18 protein-coding genes are annotated in these 21,063 nt (G+C 62.5%); 9 read left to right on the top strand and 9 right to left on the bottom strand.

From position 1 onward, the window contains the following. The first annotated feature begins 230 nt into the window (after positions 1-230). On the top strand, positions 231-1,601 hold the full coding sequence (locus ACZ5G6_RS19760; protein WP_498687494.1) for a hypothetical protein: 1,371 nt from the start codon (positions 231-233) through the stop codon (positions 1,599-1,601). Between the two features lie 79 nt (positions 1,602-1,680). On the opposite strand, the gene ACZ5G6_RS19755 is transcribed toward ACZ5G6_RS19760, so the two are convergent. The 4 genes from ACZ5G6_RS19755 to ACZ5G6_RS19740 form a co-directional block, all read right to left on the bottom strand. After that, entirely contained in the window at positions 1,681-1,857 is a 177-nt protein-coding gene (locus ACZ5G6_RS19755) for a hypothetical protein (protein ID WP_223934508.1), read from the bottom strand. 7 nt (positions 1,858-1,864) lie between these two features. After that, entirely contained in the window at positions 1,865-2,980 is a 1,116-nt protein-coding gene (locus ACZ5G6_RS19750; RefSeq protein ID WP_223934507.1) for a glycosyltransferase family 2 protein, read from the bottom strand. Between the two features lie 191 nt (positions 2,981-3,171). Further along, positions 3,172-3,342 carry a hypothetical protein gene (locus ACZ5G6_RS19745; RefSeq protein WP_216926503.1) on the bottom strand — a complete coding sequence of 57 codons (171 nt, stop codon included), beginning with the start codon at positions 3,340-3,342 and terminating at the stop codon, positions 3,172-3,174. 180 nt (positions 3,343-3,522) lie between these two features. Then, entirely contained in the window at positions 3,523-4,353 is an 831-nt protein-coding gene (locus ACZ5G6_RS19740; protein ID WP_223934506.1) for an oxidoreductase, read from the bottom strand. Between the two features lie 355 nt (positions 4,354-4,708). Here ACZ5G6_RS19740 and ACZ5G6_RS19735 point away from each other — a divergent pair, with 355 nt between their 5' ends. Further along, a complete protein-coding gene (locus ACZ5G6_RS19735) occupies positions 4,709-6,727 on the top strand; it encodes a rhamnogalacturonan lyase (protein ID WP_498687491.1) in 2,019 nt (672 codons plus the stop codon). A gap of 79 nt (positions 6,728-6,806) precedes the next feature. On the opposite strand, the gene ACZ5G6_RS19730 is transcribed toward ACZ5G6_RS19735, so the two are convergent. The 4 genes from ACZ5G6_RS19730 to ACZ5G6_RS19715 form a co-directional block, all read right to left on the bottom strand. Further along, positions 6,807-7,448 (bottom strand): SRPBCC family protein, encoded by a 642-nt coding sequence (locus tag ACZ5G6_RS19730; protein ID WP_498687490.1) that lies wholly within the window; start codon positions 7,446-7,448, stop codon positions 6,807-6,809. A 68-nt stretch (positions 7,449-7,516) separates the two neighbouring features. Beyond that, a complete protein-coding gene (locus tag ACZ5G6_RS19725; RefSeq protein WP_498687489.1) occupies positions 7,517-8,773 on the bottom strand; it encodes a metal-dependent hydrolase family protein in 1,257 nt (418 codons plus the stop codon). Between the two features lies 1 nt (position 8,774). After that, the gene (locus tag ACZ5G6_RS19720) at positions 8,775-9,269 is read right to left on the bottom strand and encodes a GAF domain-containing protein (protein WP_498687487.1); all 495 of its coding nucleotides are present in this window, start codon (positions 9,267-9,269) and stop codon (positions 8,775-8,777) included. Between the two features lie 11 nt (positions 9,270-9,280). Further along, the gene (locus ACZ5G6_RS19715; protein ID WP_498687485.1) at positions 9,281-10,675 is read right to left on the bottom strand and encodes an MFS transporter; all 1,395 of its coding nucleotides are present in this window, start codon (positions 10,673-10,675) and stop codon (positions 9,281-9,283) included. Positions 10,676-10,783: 108 nt separating this feature from the next. On the opposite strand from ACZ5G6_RS19715, the gene ACZ5G6_RS19710 reads away from it, so the two are divergent. Continuing rightward, positions 10,784-11,662 carry a MurR/RpiR family transcriptional regulator gene (locus ACZ5G6_RS19710; RefSeq protein ID WP_223934500.1) on the top strand — a complete coding sequence of 293 codons (879 nt, stop codon included), beginning with the start codon at positions 10,784-10,786 and terminating at the stop codon, positions 11,660-11,662. A 20-nt stretch (positions 11,663-11,682) separates the two neighbouring features. On the opposite strand, the gene ACZ5G6_RS19705 is transcribed toward ACZ5G6_RS19710, so the two are convergent. Continuing rightward, positions 11,683-14,343: an exo-rhamnogalacturonan lyase family protein gene (locus ACZ5G6_RS19705; protein WP_498687483.1), complete on the bottom strand. Its 2,661-nt coding sequence runs from the start codon at positions 14,341-14,343 to the stop codon at positions 11,683-11,685. A 167-nt stretch (positions 14,344-14,510) separates the two neighbouring features. On the opposite strand from ACZ5G6_RS19705, the gene ACZ5G6_RS19700 reads away from it, so the two are divergent. The 6 genes from ACZ5G6_RS19700 to ACZ5G6_RS19675 all read left to right on the top strand — a co-directional run bounded on the left by ACZ5G6_RS19700 (position 14,511) and on the right by ACZ5G6_RS19675 (position 20,973). Next, positions 14,511-14,858, top strand: a complete 348-nt coding sequence (locus tag ACZ5G6_RS19700; RefSeq protein WP_498687482.1) for an ArsR/SmtB family transcription factor — start codon at positions 14,511-14,513, stop codon at positions 14,856-14,858. 13 nt (positions 14,859-14,871) lie between these two features. Continuing rightward, complete coding sequence (locus tag ACZ5G6_RS19695) at positions 14,872-15,369, top strand: SRPBCC family protein (protein ID WP_498687480.1); 498 nt, start codon at positions 14,872-14,874, stop codon at positions 15,367-15,369. A 162-nt stretch (positions 15,370-15,531) separates the two neighbouring features. Next, positions 15,532-16,110 (top strand): adenylate kinase, encoded by a 579-nt coding sequence (locus ACZ5G6_RS19690; protein WP_223934496.1) that lies wholly within the window; start codon positions 15,532-15,534, stop codon positions 16,108-16,110. A gap of 258 nt (positions 16,111-16,368) precedes the next feature. Further along, on the top strand, positions 16,369-18,681 hold the full coding sequence (locus tag ACZ5G6_RS19685; RefSeq protein WP_498687478.1) for a SulP family inorganic anion transporter: 2,313 nt from the start codon (positions 16,369-16,371) through the stop codon (positions 18,679-18,681). Positions 18,682-19,211: 530 nt separating this feature from the next. Then, positions 19,212-20,270 (top strand): FG-GAP repeat domain-containing protein, encoded by a 1,059-nt coding sequence (locus ACZ5G6_RS19680; RefSeq protein ID WP_498687476.1) that lies wholly within the window; start codon positions 19,212-19,214, stop codon positions 20,268-20,270. Positions 20,271-20,367: 97 nt separating this feature from the next. Beyond that, a complete protein-coding gene (locus tag ACZ5G6_RS19675; protein ID WP_498687474.1) occupies positions 20,368-20,973 on the top strand; it encodes a DnaJ family domain-containing protein in 606 nt (201 codons plus the stop codon). The last annotated feature ends 90 nt before the right edge of the window (positions 20,974-21,063 follow it).

Below are 21,063 nucleotides of genomic sequence, written 5' to 3'. Positions count from 1 at the left end.
AGCCAGGCCGTGTACGCGAAATGAACAGACAATGCCAAGGTTACTCCGCGCCGGGGTGGCGTTATCCAATTGATGGCATATCTTCCACTTTTATTCTTCAATTAGCTTCCTCAGGACCGACGTCTACTTGATAATCGAGGAACTGCACGTTCCTCGTGGGGGTGGAACGTTGTTGCGGTCTCTGGCTTTTGCCGGCGACGAGTCTGGGCGCATCAATGGAGGACACGGCTATGGCATGGTCAGTAGGGCTCATTCCGCATGGGCGAATCAAAACAACAGGTTTGGCCGTCGTGCTGGCGGTCGGTTTATCAATGCTCGCTGGAACAGGCCCATCACAGGCGGCCGATACAACCCCCATGGCTGAGGACCCCGGCCCTGTGGGGAGCTTCGCCTGGAAGGGTTTCAACTGGCAGAAGCGTTTCTGGGGAGGGGCTCCGATGTACAACGCGAGTTGGGACGCGAACAACGTGAGCAACCCGGACACCAACGGGTACGTCAAACTCTCCATCACCAACCCAACCGGCTCGGCTCCCAAGGGCGCGGAGTTCCAATCCACGCGTGAGGGCTTTGGCTACGGAACGTACAGCACCACCGTGGAAAAGGACGTGAGCGCGCTCCAGAAGGAAGTCGTGTGGGGTTGCCTGTTCACCTACGACCCCGCGGCCCAACCCGGCTATACGGAAATCGACCTCTGCGAGGCGTCCGCCTGGGGAGGTGGAGCTGCCTATGGCCAGAACTGGCCCGTCACTCAAGGGCATGGCTATTGGTTTGACGCCACCCTGCCGCCTGGGCAGGGGAACAACACTGTCACGTTCGATGTCACGAACGCCCCGATCCTTACCCACAGGATGGTTTGGGAACCGGGCAAGCTCACCTTTGAGACGTTTGCCGGCGAAGGCTACGGCGGAACGCTGCTGAAGAGGACGGTCCTGCAAGGCTCCACGGTTCCGCTTCCGGCCAACGAACAGATCCACTTCAATCTGTGGGTTACCGGAGGTGGTGGCGGTGATGCTGCCCATGTGGCCCCTGAATCCGTGACGATTCGTGATTTCTCGTTTGTTCCGGGGATCCCGTTGACGGCCCCGACCCCCACTATCTCCGGAACGGCGTCTGTGGGATCCACGCTGACTGGCAACCCCGGCACGTGGACCACCGGTACGGCACTGACCTATCAGTGGTACAAGAACGGCACGGCCATCGCCGGTGCAACAGCAGCCACCCGTGTGCTGGCGGCCGCGGATCAGGGCGCCAGGTTGGCCGTCCGCGTTACAGGGACAAAGGCCGGCTACGCAACGACCACCAAGGAATCGGCGCCCACGGCTACGGTAGTGGCAGGCACGCTGGTCGCACCCACTCCCACCATCACGGGGACGCTCACGGTTGGCTCCACGCTCACAGCCAACCCGGGGACGTGGACTTCCGGAACCACCCTGACGTATCAGTGGTACCGGTCAGGTGTTGCCATCACGGGAGCAACTGCCAAGAGCTACGTACTTGTCAGTGCCGACCAAGCAGACACCATGAGCGTGCGGGTTACGGGAAGCAAGGCCGGGTACACCACAGTTTCCAAGTACTCCGCCAATACGGGGCCCGTAACGTAGGGCAGGCATAAAACAACAAACCCGCGGTTGTGTCGCGCTGGGGGCATGATCCGACACAACTGCGGGTTTGCTGGGCCTGCTAGATTTTCTGAGCGCGGACCGGGACCATCCTCTTGATGGCCAGGCCAACGGCCAGCATGGCGAAGGCGGCCAGTGCGAACCAGAAGAGGTTCCCGGCGCCGGTCATGGCAAGGGTGCCGGAACCGGCGCCTCCTGCAATTGCTGCGCCTGCGGATCCTGCTGGGTTGTTGTACATGAGTCGTTTACCAAACTTTCTTTCTGTTGAGGACGGCATCCAGGTAGGCCTTGGCGTGGACTGCCTGGAGGAAAACGTCGATGACGGCTTCGTACATGGTTGCGGCAAGCAGCATGTACCTCCAGCCCCGGAGACGCAGGGTAATGATGCGTTCCAGGACGAAGATGCAGGTGACCGTGATCCAGAACGGGTGGAGATTCAGTCCCATTCCGGTGGTCAGGGCAAAGACGATGGACCCGAGGTAAGCCAGCGTCACCAGGACACCGATCATGGAGAGAAACTGGCGTCCCCAGTATGGGCGCGTGACTTTGGTCCACCCGTACTGCACGCAGTTCTCCACGGCTCCGCGCTTCCAGCGGAGCCGCTGAGCCCATAACTCACGCCACGTCGGCATGACTTCGGTGACCAGCGTGCAGTTTGACGGTGACGCTATGCGGTATCCGAGCGTGAGGAGCGCGAAGGACAGTTCGTTGTCTTCGGTCAGCACAGAGGTGTCATAGACGCCGCCCTCGCCGTTGCCGGGAGGAAGTGCACCGTTCAACCGTGATGCGACGACGTCCCGCAGGGTCTTGATGCGGAAAAGCGCGGCAGTCCCGGTGACTACCAGGCATTTGCCGTGGAGGCGCTCCACGTCCCTGGCGTAGCGGGCGTATTCATTTCGCTGCAGGTGTCCGACGAACCCGCCTCCGGGGCCACCGCTGAACACTCCGCCAACGGCGCCCAGAAGTTCATCCTTGAGGAGGTTGTTCGTGGCATTTTCAATGAAGTCCGGCGCCAGCTGCGAATCGGCGTCCTGCACCAGAACAAGGTCTTCGGGATCGGCTCCTGGGAGGAACTGCCCAAGGGCGAAGTTCAGCGCACCGGCCTTCTTATCCTTGTTGCCAACAGTGCGGAGGACTTCGGCGCCCTGGGCCAACGCCAGTTCTTCAGTATTGTCAGTGCAGTTATCGGCCACCACGATCACGCGATCCGGGCGGCGCGTCTGGTTATTCAGCGAGAAAAGTGTTTCGGTAATGCCGCCGGATTCGTTGTGTGCGGGGACCAGAACCGTAACCACTCCACCTGGCGCACGGTGGGATCCCCGGGGTGCAGCAATTGTCTCTGAATTGACGACCTGGTGCACTTGGGATCCTCCGTTCGGAACCTCGTAGTGGTGTTTCACTTAGGGTTCCAACGCAAACGCAAGAAAGCTGCCCGCAAAGCATCAAGGAAGTCTCAAGGTTTGATCAGGAGTTCCAGCCAGGTATTCAGGAAACGCAAGAGGACGACGCCGGGGGTGCCGGCGTCGTCCTCTTGTGGTGTGTTTGAGCTGCTTTAGCGGCTCAGGCTAACGGTGAAGGTCTTCGGTCCGCTGAGCGTTACGGCAATGCCGCAGTTTTCTGCAGCGGCGCGAGGGGAAAGATCCCGGATGGCGGCGTCGATAGTGTGGTCGATCGCCGACTTGTCCCAGATTTTCAGCGTGATGGAGTCAGTATGTGTCGTCATTGTCAGTACTTTCACTCAGGCCGTTAACAGCCCCAAGCTTCTTCGCAGGGGCCGCATCCTCGTCGGTGAGGATTGCTGATTCAGCTTGTACGGGAAACGAATTCCCTCATTCATGGTTCATGCTGCCCACCGCGATTGACAAGCTCATCCGGCCAAGTGTGACGGATTACACGTTGGAGGTTACTCCGTGTAACCCGTACTCAGGCTCTGCTCGCGCCACCGATCCACCTCGGCACGCTGGGCCTCTTCCACCGCGCCGTAGGCGTAGACGGCGTCGGCGCCCAGGAGCAGGAAGGCCGGTGTCTCAGCTGCCTCGACGGCGGCGATAATCACCTCTGCTGCTTTGTCCGGGTCGCCGGGCTGGGTGCCGTGGACGGTGTCATTTTCCTTGCGACGCTTGCCGGCCGTCTCGGCATAGTCATCAATCGCCTGGGCCGACTGCGTCAGCGAACGCCCCGCAAAATCGGTCCTGAACGCACCGGGCTCCACCACTGTCACAGAGATACCCAGAGGCTTCAGTTCCTTCTGCAGCGAACCGGACAGGCCCTCCAGCGCAGCCTTCGTTGCTGAGTAATAGCCGGAACCGGGCGGGCAGATGCGGGCGCCAATGGAGGAAATATTCACGATCGCACCGGATCGGCGGGAGCGCATCCCAGGCAGGACGGCCTTGATCATGGCCACCGGACCAAAAACGTTCGTGTCGAACAGCGCCCGGACATCGCCGTCGTCGCCCTCTTCAATGGCTGCGCGGTAACCGTAACCGGCATTGTTGACCAGGACGTCAACCGCACCAAAGCGTTCCTCGGCCTCCCTCATGGCGGCCTCTATCTGCGACTGCTCGGTGACATCGAGAGCGACGGCGAGGGCTGTCGTCGGAAATTCTGCGGCCAGGTCCTGCAGCTTGGAAGTATCGCGGGCCGTGACGACGGCGTTGTCGCCACGCGCGAGGACAGCTTGGGCCAGTGCGCGGCCGAGTCCGGTGGAGCATCCAGTGATGAGCCAGGTGGTCATGATGTTCCTTTCATGGGTGGACGACTCCCTTGGAACGGTACCCCTGCGAGGGGTCGGCGTGGGCTCCTGACCTTCTTTGAATCTTGGGCGGCGTCAAAACAACTCCAATCAGTTGCATTTGGCGGCAATCGACAGCAAAGAATGTAGGGAAGCAGCGAGTTCAGGCCTATTCAACTTCTGTCAAACTCTTGACTGCCATGTTTTGTCACTGGTAAACATTGAGGCGGAAAGCGTTTTCTCACCCCCTTGGACCCTCAAAAGGTGTTTCGCTTTGCGATTTATTGAAACGTTCCAACCTCTGTGCGGCAGACCTACTGCCGCCCAGCATCAAAGGAGATGTTCTTTGGCTAACCCCATGAAGTGTTCCTCTCGCAGTACCAACGGCCGTGCGTTCAGGGGCCTACCGTTGGCAGCGGCGGCTTCCCTGGCCGCAGCAGCCATAGCCCTGACAGGAGTCCCACTCGCCCAAGCAGCTCCAGCCACTGTCAGCCCGACAACGCAAACCGGTCTTCCCGGCGTCGTGCCTGCCGAAAAGGCAGCCCCGACGCTCAAACGCCAGGTGGAATACTTGGATCGGGCTCCCGTCGCCGTCCTGACCGACCAAGGCGTTACCGTGAGCTGGCGCATGCTCGGCCTGGACGAGGACAGCATTGGTTTCCAGGTGCTGCGCGACGGCGTCAACATCACCGAGGAGCCCATCCGCAACGCCACCATGTTCGTGGACCCGGACGGAACGGCGGCGTCCAGCTACGTCATTAAGACGGTTGGAAATGGCCAAGGGCAGGACAAGTTGACCGAAGCGGTCAAGCCGCTGACGCAGAACTACCTGGCCATCAAGCTCGATAAGCCCGCCGACGGCGTGACTCCCGACGGCAAGGCCTACACCTACGGGGCCAACGATGCGACGGTGGCCGACCTCGACGGCGACGGCAAGTATGAGGTCATCCAGACGTGGGCGCCGTCCAACGCCAAGGACAACTCGCAGTCCGGCTACACGGGCAACGTTTACGTCGATGCCTACAAGCTGGACGGCACCAAGCTGTGGCGCATCGATCTGGGACGCAACATCCGCGCCGGCGCACACTACACCCAGGTTCTGGCCTACGACTTCGACGGCGACGGCAAGGCCGAGGTTTCCTTCAAGACGGCGGACGGCACCCGTGACGCGGCGGGAACGGTGATCGGAAACGCCGACGCCGACTTCCGCAACAGCGCCGGTTACGTCCTGTCCGGCCCGGAATTCCTGACGGTCTTCAAGGGCGAGACCGGAACCATCATGGATACCGTGGCTTACGCGCCCGAGCGCGGCACCGTTTCCAGCTGGGGCGACAACTACGGCAACCGCGTGGACCGGTTCCTGGCTGGCGTGGCGTACCTCGACGGCGAGCACCCCTCAATGATGTTCAGCCGTGGCTACTACACGCGCACAGTCCTGGTGACATACGACCTCGTGGACGGGAAGCTCGTGAAGCGGTGGACGTTCGACTCGAACGTTGCCGGGGACGAGTACAAGGGGCAGGGCAACCACAACCTCTCCGTAGTTGACGTGGACGGTGACGGCAAGGATGAGTTCGTCTTTGGCTCCATGACCATCGATGACAACGGCCAGCCGCTTTACAACACCAAGTTGGGCCATGGAGACGCGATCCACACCAGCGACCTTGATCCATCCAGGCCAGGCCTTGAAACCTTCGCCGTCCACGAAAGTATGAGCCAGAGCGGCAACAGGGGAGCTACCTTCCGTGACGCTGCCACGGGTGAGGTTCTCTGGAGCATCCCGGCCATCAAGGACACTGGCCGCGGAGCCGCAGGGGACATCGATCCCCGATATGCCGGGGCTGAAGGTTGGGCGGTAGGCGGTTCCGCCTCCTGGGATTCGCCTGTAGGCCAGCTGATGTCCGCCAAGGGAGAGCTGATCGCGGAGAAGATTCCTGCCGCGAACTTCCTGGCCTGGTGGGATGGCGATCTCCTCCGCGAGATTGTGGACCACGATTACGACGCAACGGTGTCCCGTGGCGTTCCCACCATCTCCAAGTGGAATTGGGAAACCGAGCAGAGCGACCGTCTCCTGACGGCCGACGGCGCCCGCAGTAACAACACCACCAAGGGAAACCCGTCCATCCAGGCAGACATCCTGGGAGACTGGCGCGAAGAGATCGCCTGGCCATCCACTGACAGCACCGAGCTGCGCATCTACACCACCACGGCTCCCACCGAGGTTCGCCTGCGGACGCTGATGCACGACACCGCGTACCGCACGTCCGTCGCCCGGGAGAACGTGGCCTACAACCAGCCGCCGCACCCGAGCTTCTACATCGGCGAGGGCATGCAGACGCCGGCGATGCCCGCCGTCGCCTATGCAGGCCAGAAGTAGCGGTCACTTATTAACCGCAGTGCCGCCCGGATCGTATTGATTCGGGCGGCACTGGTTGTTTGTTTCGTGCGGGTGGCTGCTACCGCTGCCCCGGCAGCCCACCCATCGGTGGGATGTAACCCGGGCCGAAGCCCTCGTCGTCCTTCCGTTCCGCGGCACTGCGCGTATCGCTGTCCGCAGTCTCGTCGGATTCGCCTTCCAGATCTGCGAGGCCATTGGTCTGATCGAAGGTGTGCGTGATGGGATCTACGATCGGGACGTCGGCGGGTGTAGCCATGGTGCTCGTGTCGGCATCCCGTACGGGTGCCTTGTGCTCGACGTATTCCTTGAACTTCTTCAAGTCCGATTCCGCCTGCCTTTCAACCACATGCAATTTGTCGCCCAGGAATTCAAGGACGCCGTGGGGTTCGTATTCCAGTGACAGATGCAAGGACGTCTGGCTCGGTCCGGCTTCCTTGAAGTCCACCCAGCCGGCATTCTTGGCACCTTCCACAGCGGCCCATGCCACGGCCCGGTCCATGTCCTGCTGGACGATCTTTGCTTCCCAGCGGCGATGGACGCCAGCGATTTCGGCTACCCATTCCAGACGGTCCTCGCCCAGGCGCGTCACGCGTTCCACTCCGCCCATGAAACGGGGGAACTCCTCGAAATGCGTCCACTGACTGTAGGCCGTACTCACCGGAACGTTGACCAGGATTGTCTTGTCTACCTTCGTGGTCACAATGTCCTCCTCTGACTCGGTTCGGTTTTCCCGAGACGACGTCATGCGCCATCCATTAATAAGCTTACTTACCGTTGATCCCCGGGCCCAGACCGGGAGATCACCCGGCCGTCCTGGATCAGGAACTCCAAATGCTCCGATATGTCTGCCAGCACGGAAATGTCCGCCACTGGGTCCGCGCCAAGCACCAGAATGTCCGCGTCCGCGCCAGGTGCGATCACGCCAAGTTCACCTTCGCGCTCAAGCAGCTGGGCCGCCGTCGTGGTTGCTGAGCGGATGGCATCGATTGCTGGCTGGACCTTGCCAAGCAGCCTGAACTGTTCGTTCTGATGGCGGTGCATGCCGCCCAGGAGGTCGGAGCCGAACGCCATTTTCACGCCGGCTTGGTGGGCTCGGGAGATGGCCTCCAGCCCGCTGGTTAGTACGGAGTCCACCTTGGCCCACATCTCCTCGGTGAGCCCGAATTCCTTGCCCTCTTCCTTTAGCGCCCAGTAGGTGACGAGCGTGGGAACCAGGAAAGCGTCCTTCTCGATGAAGAGCCGGAGGCTTTCGTCATCCAGGAGGTTGCCGTGTTCGATCGAGCGGACGCCGGCTTCGAGTGCGCGATTGATGGCACGGGCTGTGTAGGCGTGGGCTGCGACGTAGCGATTGGCGGCTTCGGCTTCTTCCACCGCGGCCCGCATTTCTTCCATCGAGTACTGCGTGGAGTCGATGCGGTCCGTGGGGGAGGAAACTCCACCGGAGGCCATGATCTTGATGTGGTGCGCACCTTTTCGGATTTCGTCGCGTGCGGCAGCGCGGACCGCGTCAACGCCGTCGGCCACGCGACCGATTCCGCAGCATCCGCGCCCATTGGGATCGTGGTCTTCACCCGGAAGCCGCATGTCGCCGTGTCCGCCGGTCTGGCTCAGGGCGTGGCCGCAGAAGTGGATCTTCGGACCCTCAAGCAACCCTTCCTGCTGGGCCATCGCCAGTCCGAAGTCAGCGCCGGACAAGTCGCGGACAGTGGTGAAACCGCGGCGCAGCATCTCTCCCATGATCCGGGCAGTCTGTGCGTACACATACGACGCCGGGGTCCAGGTCAGCGAGCGGAAGTCAGCACTGGAAGCGACCACATGGACGTGCGCATCAATGAGCCCCGGGATGACGAACTTACCGGTGCCATCGATGACCCGCGCACCGGCAGGGACTGCTGCGTTCGGCCCGACGCTGACGATCTTTCCATCAACACTTACGACGTCGGCAGTGGAGTACGTGCCTGCCTCGACGTCCAGGACGCTTGCGTTGCGGATGACGAGCGGGGCGGCTTTGGGGGTGGTGCTCATGCTAGACATTGTCCTTCCCGGGGACTTCGGTGGCTGCGGGGACTTCGGTGGGATGGGATTCAAAGGCTTGGACGATTTCGGCCAGATTCGCATTGACCAGTTCGACGGCGGTTGCCACGCTGTGCTGCGTGTACTTGCCTTCTGCGTCCAGTAGCGCCAGGACTCCTACAACGTTGCGTTGCTGGTCGAGGACAGGGACGTTGATGACGGCGCCGCAGCCGAGTTGCTGAATGAGCGCGGAGTCTGCAAAGACCTCCCTCAGTGCTGTCAGATCGGCGGCCAGGAACGGCTTCTTGTCCTCGATGACCGTCCCAAGCCAGCCAGGTGAGATTTCGACCGTCTTCTCACCGCCCACCGGATACTCGGCCGGGTGGCTGGTGAACAGCCGCTTGAGGCTGGAGCGCTGGGGGATCCACTGGAGGGCGGTGAAGAGGATGACGCCGGGGTCCTGCTGCAGGGCGTCGAAAGCGTGTTGGAACGTGGTGTCGGTTTTCATGAAGTTTCCGCTCATTTGCTCACTGTCCCTGCTGCTGCCGGATCATGATCGGCGCGGGCGTTGATGTCCTCCAAGGACTTGCCCGCCGTGGATGCGCCGAAGATCACCACGCCAAGAACGCCAATGGTTAGCACCACTGTGGTCATGGTGAACACCCCGCCGAAGCCAAGGGAAGCGGCGAAGATACCGATGATGGACGGTGCGAGGATGCTGCCGATACGGCCAACTGCGCTGGCCAGGCCAACACCGGTGGCGCGCATCCAGGTGGGGAAGAGCTCAGGAGTGTAGGCGTAGACGCCGGCATACGTGCCGTTCAGGAAGAAGGACAATGTTGCGGCGGCCACCAGGATCATGCCGGAATCGTTGGATTGGCTCAGCCAGAACGCGCTGAGAGCCGATCCCGCAAGGTACAGGGCGATCGTGTTCTTGCGGTCGATCCGGTCGCACAGCCATGCTGCCGAGAAGTAGCCCGGAATCTGCGCCAGGTAAATGATGATCGAGTATTCAAAGCTCTTGGTTACGGTGATACCCCGGCCCACCAGCAGTGTGGGAATCCAGGAGAAGAAGCCGTAGTAGGAGAAGGTGATCACGAACCAGATCAGCCAGATGACGGCCGTCCGTCGGCGCATGGCCTTGGACCACATGAACTTCAGTGCATTCCAGATGCTGATCTTCTGCTCATGCGTGGCGATTTCCTCCGGGGCTGGAGGCAGGGAAGCGAGGTTTTTGCCCGTGGCCTTGACCACGCTCTGCTCAAAGCGCTCCACCACCTCTGTTGCTTCGGCTACGCGGCCACGGCTGATGAGGAAGCGCGGTGATTCCGGCAGGCTGCGCCGCCACCAGAGCAGGAGAAGGATCGGTATGGCCGTGACCACTTGGGCCCAGCGCCAACCGTCCTCGCCCATCGGCACAATGAACCGGCCAATTAATGCAGCGCCCACAAAGCCGAAGGAGAAGAAGCCGGCAAGGGTTCCAATGAACCAGCCGCGACGCTTCGGGGGAATGAACTCTGACAGGAACGGGGCGATGATGACGCTTTCTGCGCCTGCACCCAATCCTGCAAAGATCCGTGCAATCAGGAAGACCTCGAAGTTGGGAGCCATGGCTGCCACCACTGACATGAGGCAGTAGAAGGCGAGCGCCCACAGCATGACCTTCTTCCGGCCAAATCGGTCGCCCATCCATCCGGAGAGGATGGCGCCAAAGAAGAAGCCCAACGGGGCGGCTGAACCTACCAGGCCGAGGCTGGCAGTGCTGAGGCCCCACAATTCCTGGATTCGAGGGAGCAGGAACGCGACCACTGCGCCGTCCATGCCGTCGAATGAGTAGCCGAGGCCTCCGATGAGGAGAAGCTTGTAGTGTGGTCGACTGAGAGCCAGACGATCCAAGCGTGCGGTGAGAGACATGGTGATTCCTGCCAAAGTGGGCCAAGTTGTACATTTTTAGGAATATGCACAAGTCTGTGCAGATGCGATGTATCGAAGGTACGGCGAAAGTGTGAGGTAGGTCAATAGGTGGAAGAAGATTTCGACTCGTCAACGTTGACCGAGTGGCTGGATAGCCGTGTTCAGGGCCGCAAGCTTGCAGCTCGTCAGATGCAGGTAGTTGGAATCCTGCGCTCGCAGCCCCGCCTTGCTTCCTACGGGTCCGTCAGTGACATTGCTGCCGCGGCCAATTCGAATGCCTCCACAGTGACCAGGACCGCGCAAACACTGGGATTCAAGGGCTGGGCTGACTTCCAATTTGAGCTCAGGTCACGGTTCCTGGCGTCGCTGAGCGCAGTGGAAGTTGCTGCGGAGCACAATGGCCATATCAGTAGTCCTGCACAGGCTGCCGTCTCAACCGATCGCGCCAATTTGGCCCATTTTGAACGAACTCTGGATGCCGACACAATCCACCAGATTGCCCAGGCCATTGCCGGTGCCCGGCAAACCTTCATTGTGGCGGCAGGAAGCTACGCCATCCCCGGCAAGGCCTTGGAGCACAACGCAATCATCGCCGGCTACAACGTCCGGCTCCTCGATGCCGACGTCGCCGCCCTGACCAATGCCATTGCGCGGCTGGGCGCCGAGGACCTCGTCATCGCCATTAGCCTCTGGAGGGTTTACGACAGCACCATTCGCGCCGTGGACATTGCCCACAACATCGGGGCGCCGGTGGTTTCCATCACGGATAGCGCGGGATCGCCTGTGGCAGTGCACGCCCTGCACCGGATCGTCGTCCCCACCGAAGGTGCCGGCTTCTTCCCGTCCCTGACAGGTGCGGTGGCCGCGGTCCAGGCGATCGCCGTCGAACTTGCCTCCCTGGACCGCGAACGCTCCAACCAGAACATCGCTGCCTCCGAGCGCACATGGGACCAGATGCGGATCATGCATCCGCGGTCGAGTTCCTAGCGCCGTGGCTTCCGCAGGACTTACGACGCCGGGACCTCCAAAGCGGGCAAGTCGCCTCCGATGAGGGCCAGGTTTTGGATGACGGCCAGGCCGAACTGGGCGGTGTCATTGGTGGAAACGGTTGGAGCCTCGTCCACCGGCTGAAGGACGAGCGGTGGCAGGATCTCCTTCAGCGTGAAGGCCTCGGCATGGTTGAGGTTCTCGCCGCCCTCGGCAAAGCTCTCCCACGCCAGCTCCGCCAAATCCGGGGACCCGAGTCGAGCTGCGGCGTAGGCCGTGAGTCGGCTGTGCGCCTGAGTCAGGTAGATGCCTGCAAGTGGCTGTCCAACCTCGGCCTTTTGCTCCTCCGGGCTGGCCAGGAATAACCGGCAGTACTGCAGCCACGCGTTCTCAAAAGATGCATCCGGTACCAAGCTGATCAGTTCGCTGCAGATTTCCACCAAACCAAACACGGCACTTAGGTGCGAGACGCTGATGACTTCGCGTCCGGCGTCGAACCTTCCTTTGTCCAGGTCGTAGAGCGCCTCGCCGGTGAGGAAGCCGTACTTGAGCGCGCCGATGTCAGCCATGGTGCCTAAGAGCCGGTCGCGCGAGCGCGGGTTGCCGGTGCGTTCCCAGTCGGTGAGCCACGTGGCGGCGAGCGAGCCCCAGTCGGTACCGAGCCCGACGCCCAACGCGCCGCGGTCCGGGCGGTAGGTATCGGCGTCGGGACGCACTTTGCGGACGGGGTCCAACCCGAGGAAGTTCTGGTCGCTGTCCACAAGCTCGGTGAGGAGATCGCCGGTGCGCTCGTCCGCCGTGAGGTAGTAGTAGAAGCGCCGGTATGCCGGGGTGCTGATGCGTAATTGCTTGGCGCTGCACCCCCAGTGCTGCACGTTGTGCCGGGAGCCCAGGCCACGCCACGGGCCCACATGGTAGACGTCCACCTCGCCAGTGTGGCGCGTCATTGCCTCGGCGAAGCGGAAGACGTCGGCCCGGCCCGAGCGCAGGTACATGTACCAAAGCCAGAGGTCGGGCGAGAGTTCCGAGTTGTCCCACGCGTAGCCGCCGACGTCGTACCGCCAGACGTGCCTGTCCGAATCGTAGGTGTGCATGACGTCCCCGTAGTTCCAGAATCCGTACCAGCGGCGCTGCTCCCTTTGGCCTTGGTAGAAGTCGAACAGGAAATCGAGCTTGTCTTCGAGTGCCGCCCGCGCCGGGGTGCTGCGGTCCACCGGCGTCCAGTCGCCAAAGACACCCGCGGAGTGCAGGTACTCAGGTGATGGCTGCAATAGCGGGGGAGTGGACGCGCCCCGGGCGTCCGCGGCGAGAGATTCGGTGCTGGGCGTGGCGTCGTACGCGAACAGCGTGAGCTCGTGGGTTCGTGCAATTCCCGTGGGATTGCCGAAGCCCGGCTCGTAATCCTCGTACGTGATCTCGAGCCCCTCGAGTTGTTCCTCGAAGGTGTCCTGGCCGAGGCCGTCGTGATAGAAACGCAGGTCCATCGGCTGGGCTTCGGGGGAGTAGAGCCAGGCAGTTACTGTTGCGTTGTCTGTTGCGGCTCCGCGGATGTCCAACTGCCCCGGGTGCGACTGCCAGAAATCCCGCACGCCCACCCCGAATCCGCCCCGCAGGTCACTCAGGGAGCAAAAGCCCGCCGATCGCGTGCCACCTGAGATGCCCACCCAACCGTTGCCCGGTGCCGTGCGTTTGCGCAGCTCAAAGCCGTCCGCGCTCAGCTGTGTGAGGGTGTAGTCGTTCCATGCGGGGATGAGGTGGAGCCGTTCGGAAACCAGTGTGCTCCATTCGTTCAGCGGCGGCGTTGGCCGCCCGGCGACCTGTGCGGCGCGCACATCCTCGCCCGGATCCCTTCTCAGGCCTGTGATTCCACGGACCGCCTCCACAAGGAATCCGCCGTCCGCACCGGCAATCCGGACGTGGCGATCGTGCAATTCGCTCTCGAGCGGGACAGTGAACTGGACGCCGAGTCCTGCCAGAAGGTCCTGCTCGGCATCGCCGTCCCAAATGAATGAGTGCATCACCCGCACACTCCGGGCGCCGGCGTAGAAGTAGAACCGGACGGTAAAAGGGAGCCACTCCCTGGTGCCGGCGTGGGCCTTGTGCTTGCCTTCCAAACGCACGACGGCGCGAACGGGACCGCGCTGCTCGACCGTCAAGGCCGTGACTTCTCCAGTGAAGCCTTCGCGCGTAATGCTGCCCGCGCCTTCCGCAACGCCGTTCTGCAGCAGGCTCACGAGCCGTGCGTCCTTCGCCACCACGGAACCGTCGCGGGACAACTTGCTGAACAGGCTCGCGCCAGACCGCGGCAGGACCATTTCCAGGGGCCCAGTGGAGACGGTGACCGAGTCACCTGTTTCGGTGACCCTCACTTCAGGGGAGCGTTCGACGGCGCCTGCCGGGTCGCCGTCGTGCGCTTGCGTACCGCTTGAGGTGACGGAGTATGCGCTCGTCGGGTTGCTCGTTGCGCCAAGTGCGATGCCCGCCCACTTGAGTGAGCCGTCCGGCCAGGTGGCGAGCGGCCAGGTTTGGGCGCTGACTTTGCGGCCTGTGCTGTCGAGGACGGACAGCTCTTTGGCGTCTTGGACGGTGCCGCGTTGGAATGGCATCCCCCACGTCGTGCCACCACTGAGTCCGGTTGGCGGTTCGCCATCGATCCACGTGATCGGGGCGTGCTGAGTCATGATCGATTCCACCTAAGGGTTGGGAAAACGCTTTCTTTGTGACGTTTCAAAAAGCTACTCGCCTGCGATGCGGGCCGCAAGGGGTGGCCGCGTATTGGTCGCGATCTGGGGGTCCCGTAGCCGGAAATCGTTGACAGTCCCCTTCTCCGGCGATATCGTACAACCAAATGGTTGTAGATCAGCTCAGTTCGGTGCCCGAAAAAGACGTCCAGCTTGACCGCCTGTTCCAAGCCTTGGCAGATGCCACGCGCCGGGACATTTTGACCCGAGTGACGGCCGGGGAGTATTCGGTCTCCGGCTTGTCCGCGCTCTACGCCATGAGTTTCGCGGCCGTACAGAAGCATGTCGCGGTCCTGGAACGGGCCTCCCTTGTGGCAAAGGAGAGGCGAGGGAGGGAGCAGATCGTGCGGGGGAATCATGATGGACTGCAAAAAGCCCGGCGTCTGCTGGATCAATACGAAATGATCTGGCGGGAACGTGCCCACCGGATCGCCGAAATTCTCTCTGAAGATTAGGAAGGGATCTGCCATGACCGTGGTCAGCGTGGACAAGAATGCCGAGGCGCTGAGCCTTACCGTCGTTGCCGAGTTCGACGCCGACGTCCAGCGCGTTTGGAAAATCTGGGAGGATCCGCGCCAGCTCGAACGGTGGTGGGGGCCGCCTACCGTGCCGGCCACGTTCGAAACCCACGATTTCACCCCCGGAGGCGAGGCTGCTTATTACATGACGGTGCCCGACGGCACAAAGGCCCACGGCTGGTGGCAGTTCACTACCATCAACGCCCCGGACCACCTCGAATTCGACTACGGATTTGCCGACGAACAGGGCACCCCCTTGCACGAGCATGGAGCCGCTCACGCCACCGTCAAACTCGAGCCCGTTGGCAGCCGCACCCGCATGACCATGTCCACGCGCTTTGACTCTGAAGAACAGCTTCAGAAGATGTTGGACATGGGCATGGAGGAAGGCCTGCGGCAAGCGATCGGCCAGGTCGACGCACTCCTTGCGGAGCCGGCCAACGCCTGACTCCCGTACCGAGTACAAACCAAAGCCGACGACGGCGGGAGGCTCCCGCCGTCGTCGGCTTGCTGTTAGGTTCCTGCTGACACTGCCGCTGCGCCGCGCCCGTTGCTATGCTCAGTCCCACGCGCGCTGGAGCGCGCGGGCCCTTCGCGAACGGACAGTGACATGGCGCGGCTGATCATCATGGGACCTCCTGGCTCTGGCAAGGGCACCCAAGCGGAGCACATCGCACGGCACTTCAACATTCCCGCCATCTCCACCGGAGACCTCTTCCGGGCCCACGTCGGCAAGCAAACGGAGCTAGGAATCGAGGCCGGCAAATACATGGACAACGGTGAGTTCGTCCCGGATTCGATCACCATTTCGATGCTCCGGGAGCGGCTGGCTGAACCGGACGCGAATGCTGGGTGCCTGTTGGATGGATACCCGCGTACAGTCATCCAGATCGGCGCGCTCGATGAAATGCTGGCTGCCAGACGGGAGCAGCTTGACGCTGTCATCGAGCTGACCGTTGCTGACGAGGAACTCGTTGACCGGATGCTCAGGCGTGCCAAGGAACAGGGCCGCAGCGACGACACAGAGACGGTCATCCAGCGCAGGCTCGAGCTGTATCGGGACGAAACCCGGCCCGTGGTCACCGCCTACTCGCAGCGTGGAATCCTGCTGACGGTGGACGGTTCCGGCGAGCGGGAATCGATTACGGCTGCTGCGATCGCTGCGGTGGAGAAGGCGTTGGCGGGCTAGGCACCCTGCGAGCATCAGAAGCGCGAACTGCGTTGCCTCAATGTATGCCGGCCAAGGCCTGCATACCGGATCCCACATCTTTGGGGAGGTAGGGGCGGAACTCCCTAACGCCCGGCACCCCTGCAGAAGTTCCCATTGGTCCCCACATGACGCCGCCTATTCACAAGTTTTGTCACAAGAATCACATCATCTTGTCATTGCACGTGACAGCATTCCTAGGCTGGAGGGGTCAGCATTTCCGAGCCAAAGGAAAACCAAGTGCCACAGTCGAACGACTCCGCGTCCATCTCCACCGACTCCCACAGCCCGCCGGGCAAGAACCCGCCCGGAAGCCCGGGCAAAGCAACCAAGCCCAACTTCCTCAGCAACCTGAGCGCCGACCTCCCCGCATCCCTCGTCGTCTTCCTCGTTGCCCTTCCGCTCTCGCTCGGTATCGCCGCTGCCTCCGGAGCACCCGTCATGGCCGGGCTCATCGCAGCAGCCATCGGAGGAATCGTCGCGGGCAGCCTGGGCGGCTCCCCACTGCAGGTGAGCGGCCCTGCCGCCGGACTGACCGTCGTCGTGGCCGGTCTGGTTGACGAGTTCGGCTGGCAGGTGACCTGCGCTATTACCGCAGCCGCCGGCGTCGTGCAGTTGTTGCTGGGTATTAGCCGGGTAGGCCGGGCGGCGCTGGCAGTTTCGCCGGTGGTGGTCAAAGCGATGCTGGCTGGCATCGGCATCACGATCATCCTGCAGCAGTTGCATGTGCTGCTCGGTGGCCAGGCGGCTGGGTCCGCCGTCGAAAACCTGACCGCATTGCCAGCGGCCATCACCAACGTCGAACTGCATTCCGCCCTGCTGGGCTTGGCAGTTGTGGCCATCCTCCTTGCCTGGAAATACCTGCCCACTGTAGTGCGGAAGATTCCCGGCCCGCTGGCGGCGGTCGTCGCCATCACCGCTTTGTCTGCAGCAGTTGCGCCCAGCGTTGAGCGCATCAGCTTCAGCGGTTCGCTGTTCGACGCCATTGCCCTGCCCAGCTTGCCCGACGGCAACTGGCGTGCCGCCGCCATGGCAGTCATCACGGTAGCCCTGATCGCAAGCATCGAATCGCTGCTGTCCGCGGTCGCGGTGGACAAAATGCACGCAGGCACGCGCACCAACCTCAACCGGGAACTCGTCGGACAAGGCTCGGCCAACATGGTTTCGGGAATGCTCGGTGGCCTCCCGGTGACGGGCGTGATCGTCCGCAGCGCCACCAACGTTGAGGCCGGCGCCGCGAGCCGGGCGTCCGCCATCCTCCACGGCGTGTGGGTCCTGGTGTTCTCGGCACTGTTCGCTGGCCTCATCCAGCTGATTCCTTTGTCCGTGCTCGCGGGCCTGTTGCTCGTCATCGGCGCCAAGCTCATCAAGGTCGCCGACATCAAAACCAGTCTCCGCACCGGCGACCTCTTGGTCTACGTGGTCACGCTGGCATGCGTTGTTGTACTCAACCTGCTCGAAGGCGTCATTATCGGCCTCGCACTCGCGGCCCTCTGCGTGTTGTGGCGGGTACTCCGTGCCCAGATCCACGCCCATCCTCCCGCCGGGGAGCAGCTCCCGTGGCGCGTTACGATCGCAGGGTCCTGCAGCTTCTTCGCCCTGCCCCGACTGAACCGCGTCCTGCACTCCGTGCCCGAAGGCCAGGACGTGGTGGTTGAACTCAACGCCGATTACCTCGATCACGCTTTCCGCGAGGCGCTGGTCGCCTGGCAGACGCAACACCGCGCCAGCGGCGCCTCGGTGGTGCTGGAGGAACATGGAACCACCGCTTTCACAGACGCCGCGGACAACACGCCCCAGCGCCAGGATCCACGCGAGTTCCCCCTGCCGCCCAGGACTTCCTGGCAGCCGTCGCCTCTGGATGGTGCCCAGCAGGAAGCGCACGACGACGGCGGGCAGCTTCCGCTGCGGTCGATCCTCCTTGGCATCGACAAATACCATCGACGCTACGCAGATAAGGTTCGCCCGCTGGTGCAGGATCTGACCGAGGGGCAGAATCCGGACACACTGTTTGTTGCGTGCGTCGACTCGCGGGTCAACCCAAACCTCATCACCAGCAGTGGACCCGGCGACCTTCTGACACTGCGGAATATTGGCAACGTAGTGTGCCCTGATGGCCGGGATGCCTCGATCGACTCGACACTGGCATTCGCGGTCAAGGGCTTGTCCGTGGACTCGATCGTGATCTGCGGTCACTCCAATTGTGGCGCGATGAAGGCCGTTATAGCCGACGCTGAGGGTGCGCCGGCAGCTTTGGGTGGGGGATTCGATGCCTGGTTGGGGCACGCCCGGCCGAGCTACCGCTCGCTGTTGGACGGTCATCCGGTAGCCCTTGCTGCCGAAGCTGAAGGCTACAGCCGCCTCGACCAGCTAAGCATGGTGAATGTCGCTGTCCAGCTCCAGAAACTCGAAGAGCACCCAGTCACCGGGCCGGCCGTGGCAGCCGGGCAAGTGCAGGCAACGGGTTTGTTCTACGACATTTGCACGGCCCGTGTGGTTCTTGTGACTCCTGAGGGCATCGAGCAACTGGACCCGAGCATGGCCGTTCAGTAGCCTGTGTTGCTTCACGACCTGCTTTGAGATGACACTGGCCCCGACACGCCGTTTACCTGCGGCGTGTCGGGGCTGTTCGGCGTTCAAAGGGGGTCGTGAAGGCACAGATTCAGAGCCGCCGCCGCGGCGCTGCTCTACAAGGTGGTGTTCGGGCGCACGGCTGCCTGAACCGCGCTGATCAAAGCCAAGACGTACGACGACGGCGGGTGCCGCCCGCCGTCGTCGTACGTCTTTCTTGGCACACCGACTCGGCGGCAGACGGAACAGGAAACTGGTGGTAGCTTGGGCGAATTCGTGGCTTGGAAAAGCTTGAAGAAGGGTGTCCTGCAGCGCGGGGCGGAGGGGGAACCATGGCGGTAAATTGCAATCCAAAACTTTGGAGAACTGCAGCAGCAGTCTTGCTGTTGATGTCGTCGGCGGGCAACGGGGCGGCCCCGGCGACGGCGTCCGCCGTTGGGCCCGCAGGATTCATTTCGGCAGAGGGCGTGGTCCCTATGCTGGGGATGCCTTTTGTCGGGTCGGAGCTGATAATGGGTGCGCCGGGCGAATTCGGTGGGTGCGACAAGACCGAATCCGCCCCCAACGGCTACACCATCGAATGGCTCAGCAGCGGACTTCCGCTGCCCGAAGAGCGGCAGGAGGAGACGCTGAAGCTCGTGCCCGAGGACCGCGGGACCTTCATTTCCTTCAGGGTCCGCCCCACGACCCCCGAGAAGCAGGGGTGCCCGGACCAGGCAGAGCTGAGAAGCAAGGAAACCGCACCCATTGCAGCGTCCAACCGCGCCATGGGCTGGACGGGCCGGGGCAATTTCGAGCTTCTAGGGCGCACCGCTTCCGGTGAATTGGTCCTATACCCGAGGACCTACACGTACCAGCCCGGATGGTGCTTCAGTTCCGGAACGTGCCCGGGATACACGTCTGAATGGGACGAGCCCAGTGTGGTCGGGACGGGTTGGGGTGTGTTCAACATTGTGTTCTCGCCCGGCGATTTTGACGGGGACGGCAATAACGACATCCTGGCACGCGATGCGGGTGGCGTCCTCTACCTGTATCCGGGCGACGGCGACGGCGGCTGGCTTCCCCGGTCAGTGGTCGGAACGGGCTGGAACATCTTTAATACAGTCCTCGGGCCCGGCGACTTCAACGCCGACGGCAACAACGACGTCCTCGGTCGTGACGCCGCCGGCAGGCTCCTGCTCTACCCGGGCGACGGCGAGGGCGGCTGGCTGCCAAGTGTCGTAGCCGGCAATGGATGGCAGATCTTCGACACGATCATCGCTCCCGGGGACGTCACCGGTGACGGTTGGGTGGATCTCTACGGGCGGGATCGCGCTGGCTACCTGCACCAGTACCCCACTAACGGCCATCTTGGCTGGTACCCGCCGACCCGACTGGGCCCGGGTTGGGGCGCGATGTCCGGGATCAGCGGCGCTGGAAGCTATACGCACAATGTTGAACTGCCAGTTAATGGCGGCGTGCGACAGCCCCGGAACGACCTCCTGGCCATCAACCCCGACGGCGAGTTGCTCCGCTACTTCGCCGGCGGCGCCATCGGCACGGGGTGGGACATTTTCGTGGAACTGATTTAGTACGTTTTTGGCTCCGCAGCCACCGGGAGTTTGCGGAATACTGGACGCAGAACCACGATTTCCGGCAGGCGAGGGCTGCCGTGCAAGGGGGGGAGGCGTGAACACCGAGAACAGTTCATTCCGGCGACGGCTGGAGCGCGGCGCCGAATTGCGCGCGGTACGGGCCTCGGGCGGCAATGCCCGGGAAGAGGCGGAGCTTGAAGCTGCCGAAGCCGAAGAACGCGAGAAGCGCCGGAAGGTCGATGACGCCGCCCGGGTTGAATACCTCATCCGTGATGCTATGGCCCAAGGCAAGTTCGACAACCTGAAGTATGCCGGCAAACCGATCCCGGGGTTGGGGGAAAGCTACGACCCCGATTGGTGGGTGAAGGGCCTTATCCAGAGGGAGCGCCTGAGCGGGATTGGTCCTCCGGCGATCCTGCTCCGCATCGAGGACGCGGAACTCGACGCGAAGCTGGACCAGCAGTACACGGAGAAACAGGTTCGCGACATCCTGGAGGACTTCAACCAGCGGGTCATCGAGGCCCGGAGACAGCTCCAGGGCGGCCCACCGGTGGTCACGAAGCTCCGCGACGTGGACGTTGAGCTTGATCTATGGCGTGAACGAAGGGCCGCGTACGCTCCGTCACACCCAGAACTCGAGCCGCAGGCGAAACGGAGCTGGTGGCAGCGCCTCTGGAACGGCTCGGGTTCACCCAACTAAGTAGCAGGTCGGGCCGTTCTGAGCCCTCAAAACGGCCCTCATCTGCTACCTACTTGGGCGGGGCCCCGACGAACAGCAGACGACGGCGGC

Source organism: Arthrobacter sp. TmtSoilC51 (assembly GCF_055388015.1).
The sequence above is the reverse complement of the archived record's forward strand: the minus strand, read 5'-3'. Positions and strand labels throughout refer to the sequence as shown.